The 14,305-nt window shown below is 40.8% G+C and carries 13 protein-coding genes; 7 read left to right on the forward strand and 6 right to left on the reverse strand.

What is annotated here, in order from left to right:
* Positions 1–3 precede the first annotated feature (3 nt).
* Positions 4–1,815 carry a diguanylate cyclase gene (locus QL229_RS14515; RefSeq protein ID WP_281547104.1) on the forward strand — a complete coding sequence of 604 codons (1,812 nt, stop codon included), beginning with the start codon at positions 4–6 and terminating at the stop codon, positions 1,813–1,815.
* Positions 1,816–1,995: 180 nt separating this feature from the next.
* A complete protein-coding gene (locus QL229_RS14520; RefSeq protein ID WP_135926760.1) occupies positions 1,996–2,472 on the forward strand; it encodes a hypothetical protein in 477 nt (158 codons plus the stop codon).
* Between the two features lie 3 nt (positions 2,473–2,475).
* Here QL229_RS14520 and QL229_RS14525 read toward each other — a convergent pair whose 3' ends face one another.
* Positions 2,476–3,681 (reverse strand): anhydro-N-acetylmuramic acid kinase, encoded by a 1,206-nt coding sequence (locus tag QL229_RS14525; RefSeq protein ID WP_138558182.1) that lies wholly within the window; start codon positions 3,679–3,681, stop codon positions 2,476–2,478.
* A 258-nt stretch (positions 3,682–3,939) separates the two neighbouring features.
* On the opposite strand from QL229_RS14525, the gene QL229_RS14530 reads away from it, so the two are divergent.
* From QL229_RS14530 to QL229_RS14540, 3 genes are all read left to right on the forward strand, one after another.
* Positions 3,940–6,675 (forward strand): TonB-dependent receptor, encoded by a 2,736-nt coding sequence (locus tag QL229_RS14530; protein ID WP_138558183.1) that lies wholly within the window; start codon positions 3,940–3,942, stop codon positions 6,673–6,675.
* Between the two features lie 164 nt (positions 6,676–6,839).
* Positions 6,840–7,835, forward strand: coding sequence for a hypothetical protein (locus tag QL229_RS14535; protein WP_138558184.1), 996 nt, complete (start codon positions 6,840–6,842; stop codon positions 7,833–7,835).
* The gene (locus QL229_RS14540) at positions 7,825–8,058 is read left to right on the forward strand and encodes a helix-hairpin-helix domain-containing protein (protein ID WP_138558185.1); all 234 of its coding nucleotides are present in this window, start codon (positions 7,825–7,827) and stop codon (positions 8,056–8,058) included. Before QL229_RS14535 ends, QL229_RS14540 begins: the two co-directional genes overlap by 11 nt.
* Here QL229_RS14540 and QL229_RS14545 read toward each other — a convergent pair.
* Together QL229_RS14545 and QL229_RS14550 are read right to left on the reverse strand one after the other, a co-directional pair.
* Positions 8,055–8,900, reverse strand: coding sequence for an SMP-30/gluconolactonase/LRE family protein (locus QL229_RS14545; RefSeq protein WP_138558186.1), 846 nt, complete (start codon positions 8,898–8,900; stop codon positions 8,055–8,057). The genes QL229_RS14540 and QL229_RS14545 overlap by 4 nt on opposite strands.
* A gap of 10 nt (positions 8,901–8,910) precedes the next feature.
* The gene (locus QL229_RS14550) at positions 8,911–9,312 is read right to left on the reverse strand and encodes a hypothetical protein (RefSeq protein WP_138558187.1); all 402 of its coding nucleotides are present in this window, start codon (positions 9,310–9,312) and stop codon (positions 8,911–8,913) included.
* A gap of 185 nt (positions 9,313–9,497) precedes the next feature.
* Here QL229_RS14550 and QL229_RS14555 point away from each other — a divergent pair, with 185 nt between their 5' ends.
* Entirely contained in the window at positions 9,498–10,529 is a 1,032-nt protein-coding gene (locus QL229_RS14555; RefSeq protein WP_138558188.1) for an NADP-dependent oxidoreductase, read from the forward strand.
* A 47-nt stretch (positions 10,530–10,576) separates the two neighbouring features.
* Positions 10,577–11,194, forward strand: a complete 618-nt coding sequence (locus QL229_RS14560) for a glutathione S-transferase (protein WP_063527596.1) — start codon at positions 10,577–10,579, stop codon at positions 11,192–11,194.
* Between the two features lie 74 nt (positions 11,195–11,268).
* Here QL229_RS14560 and QL229_RS14565 read toward each other — a convergent pair whose 3' ends face one another.
* The 3 genes from QL229_RS14565 to QL229_RS14575 form a co-directional block, all read right to left on the reverse strand.
* Positions 11,269–12,177: a diguanylate cyclase gene (locus tag QL229_RS14565; protein ID WP_199527471.1), complete on the reverse strand. Its 909-nt coding sequence runs from the start codon at positions 12,175–12,177 to the stop codon at positions 11,269–11,271.
* Positions 12,178–12,276: 99 nt separating this feature from the next.
* Entirely contained in the window at positions 12,277–12,945 is a 669-nt protein-coding gene (locus tag QL229_RS14570) for a response regulator transcription factor (protein ID WP_135926753.1), read from the reverse strand.
* Positions 12,938–14,242: a DUF4118 domain-containing protein gene (locus tag QL229_RS14575; protein WP_235404338.1), complete on the reverse strand. Its 1,305-nt coding sequence runs from the start codon at positions 14,240–14,242 to the stop codon at positions 12,938–12,940. Before QL229_RS14575 ends, QL229_RS14570 begins: the two co-directional genes overlap by 8 nt.
* Positions 14,243–14,305: the final 63 nt, after the last annotated feature.

Below are 14,305 nucleotides of genomic sequence, written 5' to 3' on the forward strand. Positions count from 1 at the left end.
ATATTGCTATTTGCAACCAATGTGGCTGCAAATGATGTTCAGAGTGAAATCAACCGTGTTCTTCACGGTAATACAACATATTCTGAATCTGTCGAAATTTTAGCTAGATTAGAGCAGCAAATGCCTTATGCAGATGTGCAAGATGATGCGCATGTAATGGCATTTAAATGTTGGTTTTCTAATACATCTACTCCTAGCGGGCTTAGTGAATATAAACATTTTCTAGAAACAGCCAAGCCAATCATCCAAAAAGCAAATAATATTACCTTAAAACATGAGCTTGCTGTCTGTGAAGCAAACCAAGAGTATACACAAGGTGATTATCAAACAGCTCTTGAGCACTTAAAGCCTATAATCAACACTACATCAGTAGAAAAAACAACCTCCCCTAAGCAATTATCAACCATCGCTACTGCTCACATTGTACTTAACCGAATTCAGTTAGCTAAAGGCAACTATCAAGAGGCATTCGACTCTGCAAAAACAGCTTATCAGTTATTTGAAAAAGCAGGTAACGACTACGAAAAAGCACTCGCATTAAAAGAAATCGCCGATATTCACATAGCGTTGTACAACTATGAACTTGCAATTGAACAATTGCAGCGTGCTAAGTTAGCGCTATCGAAATTTAATGAGCAAGAGCAATACAAGGTACTCGATTTACTCGCGTATGCTTATGAAGAAAAAGGCGACTTAATAAAGGCGGTTGAATTATACGAGTCGATTAAAAAAGATGTTCGTCGTTTCGAAAGTGATAATGGCTATGCTTACATATTAATAAAGCTGACAGAACTCAATATAAATTTAAACAGGTTATCTCAGGCAGAGCCATATCTAACTGAGCTAAAAACACTTTCTGTTGATGACAGTTGGATTTTGACTCTTTACAACTTCACTAAATCAGAATGGTACTTGGCTACAGCTCAGTTGCAAGCAGCCGTTACATCTCATGAGAAGATAGCCGGGCAACAACAATCTTGGCCCGAGAGCTTACAGGAGCGCTATTTAAATTTAACCTCACAGCTTGCCGCTGCAACAGGAGATACTTTCTTACAAATAACATCTCAGCGGCAATTAATCGATTTAATAAATAAAAAACAGCAGGCTTTAGCAAATAACATGCTTATTTCTGCCAGATTAAACTTTAACTATGAGCAACAAAACCGTGAAATTACTCGTTTAGAACATGAGTCAAAGCTACAACAAAAGCTTTTAGCAGTAGCAGAAGATAAGTCATTTTGGCAAGGCTTAACGGTGATGATAACTTGCTTATGTTTACTGCTATTCGCTATTTATACCTTCAAACAAGTTCGCCAGAAAAAGTATTTTGAAATACTCGCTTTAAAAGATGAGCTTACCGGCATACCAAATCGAAGAGCTATTCTAAATTTAAAACGAAGTGTCATGCAGCAAAACAAACTCAATAAACAAGTCAGCTCTTTGATTTCTATCGATATTGATTATTTCAAAGCGGTCAATGATCAATACGGTCACGATATAGGTGATGAATTAATCATATCCATAGTCAATACGATTGTGCACACAGTCCGTTGCTCTGACCGGGTAGGTCGTGTTGGTGGCGAAGAGTTTTTAATTGTGCTTGAGAATCAATCTTTAGAAAATGCACAGGAGATTGCTGAGCGTATTAGGCTTTCTGTTGCCGAAAAGGAGCATACCTCATTATCAATAAGCGCTACTGTTAGTCTGGGTGTCATTGAAATTGCACCTAACGAAACAACGGAGCAGGCCGCGAAAAGGGTCGATTTACACCTTTATAAGGCAAAAGAAGGGGGGCGAAATACTGTTTACTCTTAACTTTTGTAGGAGTTCAACAACAATCAAATAAATAGACTTAGGTTTTAACAAACAAATTAAACATTCAACTTTGTTCTGATTTTACGATAAATAATACGTAATATGACAATAGTCATAAATCTGTAATTTAATTAATTCATAATTGGCGCTAATTTAATCACCTAATGTAATGAACAAGTAATGGACAGTGCCTTGGTGCAACTTTCGTTTGCACTCCCCTCTAATGAAGACCCTTTATGTGCAGCGCTTGCGCACACTATGGAATATGAACAATTGCATTTTGCTGCCAATGAGCAAAAGCGTGTTGTATTTTGTTGTGTGCTACCTGACGATGCTCACGAAGGTGATGTGATCTCTATTAGTGCAACACGCCCTGATGCCCGCGAGTCTGCCTATTTTACTGCGTACACGTTAACACAACACGATTTAGAACAGCACGTGATCAGCCTTACTTTAGAAAATGTCACGCACAGTGGCGAATTTGTGCTGCAATTAATGCTGCATGGCATGCATGCAACACTTAAAGACAGCGCCCAATTCGATGTTAGCATTGCTGCAAGCACATCAGCAGAGCTTTTAACTAGCGAGCAAGCTAAAAACCAAGGTCTACGCCGTTACATCAGCAATATTGGCGCAACCTTTTTAGCTTTTTTTTAGGGCCTAGTCAGCAAAGCTAATTTTACCCATGGTAATATCGGGGATCCCTTGCTCGGTATTACCAAAGCGTTGTTGCCCACCCGACAAACATTCGTTCGCTAAAATCGCAAATAACACAGCCTCTTTTGCATCTGGATTTATACCTAACGAATCAGTGTTATTTATTACAGTAAGCTCTGGGCAATGAGCCAAAATAATCTCCATTAATAATGGATTATGAACCCCACCACCACTGGCGTATACAGCCACATCAGTTAAGCCTTCACTGCATTGGTTAATTGCTTTAGCAATCATAACTCCTGAAAACTGCACTAAAGTTGCCATAACATCTAAGTGCGATAACGCTTGCGTATTTGAACGTGCTTGTGCCGCTGCTAAATAGTCTAGATTGAACACTTCTGGCCCGGTGGTTTTTGGAAACCCTAAACCAAAAAATGCATCATCACACAGCGCAGTGAGTAAAGCTTCATTTACCGCGCCTTTTGTTGCAATAGCGGCATCTTTATCATAATGAAGGGGTGCAAAGTAACGCTGTACATAGGCATCCATAATGGTATTACCTGGGCCAATATCAGAGCTAAAAACCGCTCGTGGATCAGCCGATTTTGGCAAGTAGGTTAAGTTTGCAATGCCGCCCATGTTTAACAATATGCGGTTTTCACTGGTACTTGTGAAGTACAAATAATCACCATATACAGCAAGCGGTGCACCTTCACCACCCGCTGCTATGTGTTTTTGTCTAAAATCACCTATGGTGGTAATGCCAGCAGTCACTGCAAGATGATCGCTATCGCCAATTTGTAGCGTTGCATTGCCATATTCTGGGCGCTTATGTTGGTTTTTAGGGCAGTGATAAATTGTTTGACCATGACTGGCAATCACATCTATCTGCTCATTTTCGACCCCCCAAGAGGCTAACGTTTTTGCGACCATTTCACCATGTAACTGGCCAATCCATGGATTGAGTAAAGTGACTTCTTCAAGGTCGCACTCGCGTTTGGCAAATACTCGTTTTACACGCGTTTTATAATCATCGTCATAATCGACGGTGGTAAACTTTAATACTTCTACATGGGTGTTCATACCCTGCCCTGATACTTCACACAGTGCGATATCAAGACCATCTAACGAGGTACCACTCATCAGACCAATAATTAATTTTTTTTCTTTTTTTGCGCTTAAATACAGTTTCTCAATATGTTGATGCATAAATAAATCACTTAAAATCAGCTTATTAGATGTAAATAAGCGGGTTGACGACTTGGAATAGTTTATATTTTAAAATAATAGATTTAAAGAATAATTATTGCAAAGATTTTTAAATTGCTTTAAAACTGTACCAGTGTTCTCCCCAAAAGGAGAACACGACGTATCATAACAAAAAGTATGACTCTTTAAATTAACTAAATGGTCTAGGTAGTAAACCAACCTGCGTTGATTTAAATGATAAAACGCAAGGGAATCATCATGAAAGCAAAGACAACAACCGGACATCGCTCACTATTGCTGCTCTCGCCTTTAGCTCTCGCTGTAAGCTCAGTAATTAGTTATGCCCACGCAGAAGAAAGCACTGAAGCAAAAAAACCTGAAGTGATCACCGTAACAGGTTCACGTATTCAACGAACTGAGCTGGTTTCAAGTAGCCCAGTGGTGAGCGTTGATGAAGCACAAATTCACCTAGACCGTGCAGTGAACGTTGAAGATATTACCGCAAAACTGCCACAAGCTGCGGCGGGTGCCAACAGCACCGGTGCCACAGTCGGTGACTCATTTGGCTCATCAACGATTGATTTACGCGGCCTAGGCCAAAACCGTACATTGGTACTTATTGACGGCACTCGCGCCGTACCATTTAGTTTTCGTAACTCGGTTGACGTAAATACCATTCCTGCCGGATTAATTAAACGCGTTGATGTATTAACTGGTGGTGCAGCGGCGGTTTACGGTGCCGATGCCGTAGCTGGTGTTGTTAACTTTGTTTTAGACGATGATTTTACTGGCGCTGAATTCTCAACCAGTTACGAAAGTGCCGACGGCGGTAACGAAAAGCTTAACTTTGAAGCTATTTTTGGTGGTGACATCGCAGATGGCAGCGGTCATGTAACAGGCTATATTGGTTATACTGAGCGTAAAGAGCTATTAGCCGGCGAGCGTGACTACGCGCTTGAAAACTCAACAGCCATGATCAACAGCGGTGGTTATTATACTGACGTTGCATCTGGCAATAGTATCGGTATTGCTGATTCTGGTGCTGTAACAAGTGAGCGTCAAACAGCTAATTTCACTCCTGATCGTTATTTAACTCAACCAATGGACCGTTTTTCTGCGGGCTTATTATTCGACGTTGATGTCAGCGACAGTGCCATTGCTTATGGCCGCGCAATGTATTCTAAAGTGACCGTAAATGGTGCTGGTGCCAGTGGTCAAACCCCGATTTTTGTTAACGAGCAAGTAACCCTAACGCAAGACAATGCATATATTCCTGATGAACTACGCAACCAACTGACGTTTGACAGTGAAGGCAATGCCCTTGTTAATGTTGAACGTAACCTAGGTTTAGGTGTGCAACACACCGAAGCGGTACGTGATTCAATGCAATTTCAACTAGGTTTAAAAGGTGATATAACAGACTACCTATACTATGACGTATACGGTCAGTACGGTAAAACCGACGAAGTAGCCACCATTTATAATAATGCGTATCGCAATGATAACAGTGGTAATAGTCGCTTTGCTGCCCTTGCAAACTCGGTAGATATTTTTGATCCAAACCATGATTTCAGTGACTTTAGCGACCCACTGCTATATACCACTCGCGACCGTACACAAAGCGTAATCTCAGCAACGTTATCGGGTGATTCTGGGTTCTTATTTGAATTACCAGCCGGTGCTATTGATTTTGCAATTGGTTATGAATACCGTAAAGAAACCGGTAAACAAACACCGGGCGATGCATTTAGAAACGGTACCAGCTTCGCATCTATTAGCGCATTTGATATGGATGCAAGCTTTAGCTCAGAAGAATTCTATGCTGAAATTTTAGTGCCTATCTTGGTTGATAAACCATTTGCTGAAGAGCTTAGCTTTGAAGGTGCCTACCGTATTTCTGATTACTCAAATACCGAAGCAGAAGACACCTACAAACTAGGTATCAACTGGGCAATTAACAGCGATATTCGTATTCGTGCAAACCGCTTAACCGCGTTTAGAGCACCTAACTTAGGTGAGTTTGCCAGCCCAATCACAGCGCTATCGTTATCATTATTTGACCAAAACAGCGATCAATTTGTACCACGACTAGCAGGGCGTTATAACGGCGATCCATGTTTACTTGGTACCGGTGATGCGACCCAATGTGCTGCGCTTGGTGCACCGCCAGTTGGCACTGAGTTCGACTCAAGTACAGCAAAATATACCTATGGTGGTAACCCAAATATTAAGCCAGAGCAAGCCGAGTCAGATACATTAGGCATTGTTTACACACCTAGCTATTTAGAAGGCTTTGACTTATCACTCGATTACTACAGTATTCGCGTAACAGATGCGGTAAGCCAAATTCAGCCAGGTGCTGCGCTACAAAGCTGTTATGTTGACGACCCGAACCCGAACAACCCATTGTGTGGAGCGGTACTTCGTGATCCAAACACCGGTTTCATTAGCACAGCTATCGTTAATGACTTTAACTTAGCCGCAATTGAGCAAGAAGGTATCGACGTTGCAGCAAATTATGTCATTGATGCACCAGAGCAAATGGGTGGTCGTTTTAGATTCTCGTACCAAGGTAACTTTGTTACTAAACAAACGCGCCAAAACAACAGCACAGTGCCTGAAGTTGACTGTAAAGGAACTTATGGCAGTGCCTGTTCGGGTGACTTTGCCAGTGTTTTACAAGCTGACTACAAACACCGAGCAAGCATTGATTGGCAGTTAGATAACATGAACTTCCAACTTGGCTGGCGCAGAATTGGTGAAGTAGAGTATGCTGTTGACCGTTCAGAAACAATTTCAGCACAAAATTACTTAGACTTTGCCGCTGCATGGCAAGTTAATGAGGAACTTGCTGTTAACTTTGGTGTCGATAACTTATTAGATCGTGAACCACCAACACCTGAAATAGGCGCAAACCACTTTAACACTGTGAGTGATTATAGTGTGATTGGCCGCTCGGTCGGTGTTTCACTAAGATATGCTCCAAGCTTTTAATTAATCCTACTGTTTTAGCTACACAGGATTGATCCCCTCAAGCGCACCCTGCCCGGTGCGCTTTTTTATTTTAAACAGGCAGTCATTATATCAACAATAAAAAAGGGACAGCGTTTAGATTGTTGGTTATGATATGAGCAACAAAAAGCAGCAAGGAAGATGTAATGCTCAAATCAATAAAGTCAAAAATCCCATTTATTTTCCTGATTAGTATTAGTCTTTTTTGGGGTATGTATTACCAAGGTAGCCACCCATTAAATGACTTTGGTAAAGCAAACTTTGAATGGTTATATCTACTTGATGCACTGATAGTATTACCTGTACTTTGCTTAATATTAATTAAAAATAAGAAAGAAGCGACTTTTAAAGCATTGATGCTGTGCTCACTCGCTATTTTAGTGGGGAGTTACATTATTCCCGAACAAAACAAATTTTTAATGAATTACTTAGAGCAAGGTCGTTACGGGCTTTTAGCTTTGATTGTAATTTTAGAGCTAAGTGCTCTCATTACTGTGTACCTGGCAATAAAATCCGCTTTAGGCAAGCAAGCCGATCCAGATATAGCTATAGAAAGGCCAATTAACAAACTTTTCAAACAAAGTGCTATTGCAAACTTTTTATGTTTCGAAACACGGATGTGGGCTTTCTTATTTTACGCTAAACACATTAAACCAAGCTATTTCACTGGTGAACAACATTTTAGTTACCATAAAAAAGATGGATCACAAGCTAACTTACTTGGCTTTATTTTTATTATCTTGTTAGAACTGCCACTGATGCATTTATTTTTACACTTTGTATGGTCATCATCAGCAGCAAACATTATCACTGGTTTAACTATTTTTAGCCTTTTATTCTTTACTGCAGAGTATCGAGCGGTTGCAAAGCGTCCTGTTTCTATCAGTAAGTCGCAACTCGTTATTCGCTATGGGCTATATCCTGCTTACAATATTGCTTTAGCAAATATCAAAACTATTGATTTTAATACCGACTTCATTGCACGCGCACGCACAATCAAACGTTACAACTACTCTGGCTACCCGAATATTAAAATCACGCTCATTGAGCCTATTGGAGATATCAACACTGTTTTTCTAGGACTAGATAACCCTCAGCATTTTATAAACTTAATGAAGAAGGAACGAAATTATGCCATTTAGCGAGCAAGAGCGCAGTGCGCTTTTAGCACTCAAAGGTGTTGGGCCAACGGTGATAAAACGGTTTGAAGAAATTGGTATTGAATCGTTTGAGGAGTTAGCCGGGTTTGATGCCAACACAATTGCTGAACGTGTAGCGTCAATGCTGCATTCAAGTTGTTGGCAAAATAGCCCGCAAGCGAAAGCGGCAATCAACGCCGCTATAACGCGATCAAAGCAAGGCTAAAGTTCAATCACTTCTATTGCACCGCGCTTTTGCATGGTGACATACACTTTGCTTTGCGTATCGTTAAAGGCCAAATTAGTTGGATGCTGGCCTTTTAATTGGTAGCTATTTAATAGCTTGCCGGTAGGCGATACTTCAAGCACCTTTCCTGCACCGTAACGAGTGATAAACACATGTCCTTGATTATTAACGCGCATGCCATCTAAGCCATGCTCAGCAAACTTAATCAAAGCTTTTTTATTACTAATGTTTAAGTTCTCATCTAAGTCATATTGCCAAACAACTCGCTGCACACTCTCGTTCACATAAAGCTTGGTGTTGTCGTTATTAACCGCTACCCCATTGGTGGTACCCATGTTTTTTTCGAGTAAATGAGTGCTGCCATCTGCATTAATACGCCACAGCTGGCCCGTTTCGTTCGCCCAGTTAGGGTCACTTGCAAACAGCGCCCCGCTTTTGGTGATAGCAATGTCATTGGGTTGATTCATTTTACTATTATGGGCGAACACTTCTGCTTTATTGCTGCCAGCAGGTACTTTTAAAATATTGTGGTTAACATAATCAGCAATAAACAAATTGCCTTGTGAGTCAAACTGTAGGCCATTACCAACGCTGTCATTTGGTAGCCTTACAAATAACGATGTTTTGCCCATGTTATCAACGCGGCCAATGGTTCCTTGCTGGGCATAGTTCACCGCGTACAAGGCACCGTTATACATGGTTGGCCCTTCAACGCCTTGCGTAAAAACGTTATCTTTAACAAAGTCTTGGCTATCTATCGCTAGCGCAGTTGGTGAGCAAATAAGTGCGCTCAAAACGAAAAAATGACGCGTTGATTTCATGGTAATCCTTTTAATTATCTAAGCTGGTATACACTGCTAATATGGGATATTCGTTTTCACCAAAAGACAAAGTCAATGAGCGCCTTTCACCATCATCTAACTTAATGCCTTCGTCAAAGCTTTGCGGATGTACACGACGCCCATCAGCAAACAGCGCCATAATGTGGTCAGCCTGTAAAATACGCGAGCCTGATGCTTTGTTTTCAATCGTCACAACAGCTAAACGACGACCACTTTCACTGCTCATTAATACACTATGGACAATGCTAAATTGACTTTGCTTTGGGTAATGTTTGTCATCATTTTCAAATGCAAAATTACCGCTTTGCAGCATCACTGGATCAACCGATAACACGTCGTTATTTGCATAAGCATTAACAGTCACCAAGCCCACTAACAAAATACGCTTCATTACTATCCTTTTAAGTTAGCTTAATTTTAAAACAGCATACACCGTTCCCATATTTAGCGCAAAAACTCATCCTAAAAAAGGGGATGCGTTATCAAGTAATTACAATTTTAGTGTTGATTTTTAATGTTATGCCCGCAAAACGTTAAAGGCGTATCTTAATTTACTGCTGGCAAAAGGAGCCTAGTATGTCTGATATTCAAAATCGTCAATATATTCTTGAATCTCGCCCAAGTGGCGTAGCGAATGAAAACAATGTTGTTTTAAAAACTAACTCAGTATCAGCGCCAAAAGATGGCGAGGTATTACTCAGAACCATTTATCTATCACTTGACCCCTATATGCGAGGACGAATGAGCGATGCTGAATCATATGCTGCTCCTGTAAAGATTGGTGATGTGATGGTAGGCGCAACCGTATGCCAAGTTGAGCAATCAAACCACCCCGACTACCAAGAAGGTGAATGGGTATTGGCCTATACGGGCTGGCAAGAATACGCAATAAGCGACACTGAAGGCTTAATGAAACTGGGGAAAAACCCTGAAAATCCTTCGTATGCACTTGGTATTATGGGTATGCCTGGTTTTACCGCCTACATGGGGCTTTTAGATATTGGTGAGCCAAAGCAGGGCGAAACAGTCGTGGTTGCTGCAGCTACAGGGCCTGTCGGTGCAACTGTAGGGCAAATAGCCAAATTAAAAGGCTGTAAGGTCGTTGGCGTAGCTGGCGGTAAAGAAAAATGCCAACATGCCGTTGAAAACCTAGGCTTTGATGCCTGTATTGATCACAAAGCAAATGATTTTGCAGAGCAGTTAAGCGCAGCGTGTAATAATGGTATTGATGTTTATTACGAAAATGTCGGTGGCCATGTATTTGATGCCGTGTTACCCCTGTTGAATACAAAAGCACGTATTCCGTTATGTGGTTTAGTATCACAGTACAACGCTACCGAGCTGCCGCCAGGTCCAGATCGCTTATCTATGCTTATGGGTCACATTTTAAAGAAACGCATTAAAGTGCAAGGGTTTATTATTTTTGATGACTACGCCCATCGTTATGAGGAATTCGCAAAAGACATGCAAACATGGTTAAGCGAAGGAAAAATCAAATATAAAGAGCATCTTGAAGCTAATTTCGAAAATACGCTGAACGCCTTTAATGCGATGTTAAATGGTGAGAACTTCGGTAAAACTGTCGTGCAAGTTCAGCAGCCAATTTAAATTTCAAGGCGTAGTCAGCTTGGCTACGCCATTTTTAAGGATAACGAATGATTAAATTACACCATTTAAATAAATCACGCTCTAAACGTATTATTTGGTTACTGGAAGAGCTTGGTGTCGATTACGACATTGTTGCTTATCAACGCAATAAAGAAACCTTCTTAGCACCTGATGAACTAAAACAAATTCATCCGCTGGGTAAATCGCCCGTTATTGAAGATAACGGTAAAGTAATTACCGAGTCTGGCGCAATTACTGACTACTTAATTAGTAAGTACGGCAAAGGCAAGTTTATGCCAAGCCAGCAAAGCGACAGCTATGTTGACTATCAGCAATGGCTGCATTTTGCTGAAAGCTCTGCCATGGTGCCTCTTTTACTAAAACTCTTTATTACTAAAGACGGCTGTCAAACTAACTTTATTGCCGACTATGCCGATAATGAAATTGCAAAAATACTGAGCTATGTTAATCAGCAATTACAAGGTAAGCAGTACTTAGTCGATGACACATTGACCGGTGCTGATTTCATGATGTCTTTTGTTGTAGAGCAAGTTGCTCAGGCGGGTAAGCTGTCGTACTTCCCTGAAATCGAACGCTACTTTGAGCAGCTAAAAACTCACGAAAGCTATCACACAGCCAATGAGTTAGAAGCAAAATACGACTGATCTAATATGCAGTGACAATTTATAAACTGTCACTGTTTTCCTTCTTCAAGAAAATAAAGCTGCAAAGCTACCAATCAGGTTACACACACTTGGTTGCGTCCCGATTCTTTTGCCTGATACATAGCTTTATCCGCAGCCTCTATTGCTGTTTCAATATCATCGTCAGCGCGAATAGAAGAGACCCCAAAAGAGCCGGTAATTTTTATCTGTTTATCTTTACCTATATCTATTTCAAGTTCTTCAACACCGACTCTCAAGCGCTCAGCAAATGATTGAGCACCTTTTAGGTCTGTTTGTGGTAAGCATACTAAAAACTCTTCGCCGCCATAGCGATACAGATGATCATATTTTCTTAGGTGAGAGTTAATACACTTAACAAGAGCAACCAATACTTTATCTCCTACGGAATGACCATATTGATCATTAACACGTTTAAAATGATCGAGATCGATCATAATCAACGCACAGCTAAGTGACTTTCTTTTCGCAAGCTCATGCTCCTCTCGCAGATTGCTAAGTAAATGAGTGCGGTTGTTTGCACCTGTTAGGGGATCACGATTATGCAAAAGTTTAGAGAAGTCTTCATTCACTGCCTCAAATAAATAGCGGACTCTATCTAAATCTTCATGAAATTGATCCAAAAGATTGACCGGGATTTTTGAATTAGCTTCATTCAAAGATAAAAGTACTTTAGCCCCGTGGTGCATTTTTTGATGCGCAATTTCAATTTCAGCAAAATACGGGTGTAAATTTTTAGAACTAGAGGGGAGTTTATTAAACCAAAGGCCAAATTCGCATAATGCATGAGCATTATCGTCAAGATCTTCTTCACATGCTGGTACATTGGCAATAAGGCTACGCAGTAAGCGTTTGTACCAACATTGATGCCATTCAATTGCTTGCTCAATTGCAGCAATGAGTTCTTCAAGTTGTTTATTTGAAAGTGAAAATATCCGTTTGCCACCTTGATCAGCAGTAGCCAATTATCAAGCACCTTTTCATTATTTTCGTAAACTAAAACAATAGTTTAAAAAGCCTATAAGCTCAACAGCAAATTAAAAAAGTCGTGACTATTATTAAACTCAATCAACTAATCGATAACCCACAGCGGGCTCAGTTAAGATATGTTTAGGGCTTGCCGCATTTTGCTCAAGCTTTTGTCTTAACTGACCAATATGTACACGCACGTATTCAGGACGATTAATATACTGCTCTCCCCACACCTCAGATAAAATAGCGTTATGCGTTAATACCTTGTCTTTTTGCTGAAATAACAACAGCAAAATAGCGTACTCTTTTTTAGTTAGTTTGACTTCTTCAGCACCTTTACGCACCACATGTTTATGCGGGTCGATGTGAATATCGCCACATTGCAAAGTTAGGCTTGGTGTTGTTTGTGTGCGCAGAAGCACCCGAATACGTGCTAGTAATTCGTTTGCGCTGAATGGTTTAGTTAGATAATCGTTAGCGCCGTTATCAAGGGCGGTGACTTTTTCTGTTTCTCCGTCGCGCGCAGAAAGTACTAATACAGGGAGCAAACTCCACTGCCTAAACTCCACCAGCCAATCTTGCCCATCCATATCGAGCAAACCTAAATCAAGCAGCACTAAATCAAACTGCTGCTGGCTTAAAAGTGCAAACGCATCAAGCCCTTTCGCGCACACACTGACTTCATGGTTACTTGCTTTGAGCAGTGTTTTTAAAAAACTTTGCAGAGGCGGTGAGTCCTCTAAAACCAAAATATTAGCCACGGCTGTTACTCCAAATTAATATAGCTGTTGCCTGCTTTGTCTGCTCATTGAGGGTTAATTCAAAGCGCCCTTCATGACATTTAGCAACCACATCGCAAATAACACTCCCAAGGCCAACGCCTTCATCTTGACTCGTCTCATGCTTATTAGCAAAAGGGTTAGTTAACACAATTTGGTATTCATTGCGTGTTTCAATAAATTGCATGTTCGCCGAACCATCTCCGTAACGGGCTGCGTTCTCGAGCATATTGGCAAAGGCAATTTCGAGTAAGGTTTCATCGCCAAAACAGATGCTTTGCTGGTGAGCCTCAACGTGAAGTTTAAAGTTCTGTAATTGCTGCTGACGGCGTGATTTAGCCTCGCTAATTAAGGTCAAAATGGGTAGTTTTTGCCATTTAATATTCTCAGCTAACTTATTCACTTTACTGAGCTCCATGACTTTATCAAAGTGCTGGTTAAGAATTTTACTTTGCTCATAAATATTAGCAGCTTGCTCTTTGATAACCTCAGAGCTTAGTTGAATATCATCATCAGCCAACATGCTTGATGCGCCCATAATAGTCGCTAATGGCGTGCGTAAATCATGGGATAAACTCCGTAATAAGGTGTTTTTTGACCTCTCTAGCTCCGCCTGTACTTTTATCGCCGCTGATTGCTCGCGAAGTAAGGTTTTCTCTTGAACCTGATACAGTAAAGAGCACGCTGTATTCGCCAAAGCAAGTTGCTCGGCATTAAGCGCTTTAGCAAACGCGATGCCGCCAAATTCAGCTTGTTGCTCATTTAAATAAATAAACTGCTTAGACGCTGTTAACTGCCAATCACATGCAACCTTTAAATGTGCGGCCATGGTTGTTAAAAACAGCTGCTTTTGTTCCTCAAGGCTATCGAGATCATTAAGTTTTTTAGCTAATTCATACAATAAGCGACTATTACTAGCATGGGCTTGCACATCGCGAACCTTGGTATTGAGCTCCCCAGCAAGGTGGCTTATCACTAAACCTACAATCAACATCACCAAAAAGGTGACCACATATTCAATATTTTCGATGTGAAAAGTAAAGTAAGGCACCACATAAAACCAGTCGGTGCAGGCTACACTCACTAGGGTTGTCAGCGCTGCAACACGGCGATTACTTCGCACCGCAACCCAGGTCACCCACAGCAGCTGTAGCATCACAATATCGGTGGTTGTAAACAGTTCTCGAAACGGAAATATCGCGAGCACCACCACAAGTGGCATCAACACACTTAAAAATGCGGCTTTTAAATACTGTATTTTGAATACTGACTGCATCATCTTTTCACTTATTTTTTGTCCCTATTAGATTAAAGGGTTTTCAGTTTTGTCACTATAAAGTTT

It is taken from the genome of Pseudoalteromonas sp. PAR1, assembly GCF_947311895.1.
Classification (GTDB): Bacteria; Pseudomonadota; Gammaproteobacteria; order Enterobacterales; family Alteromonadaceae; genus Pseudoalteromonas; species Pseudoalteromonas lipolytica_C.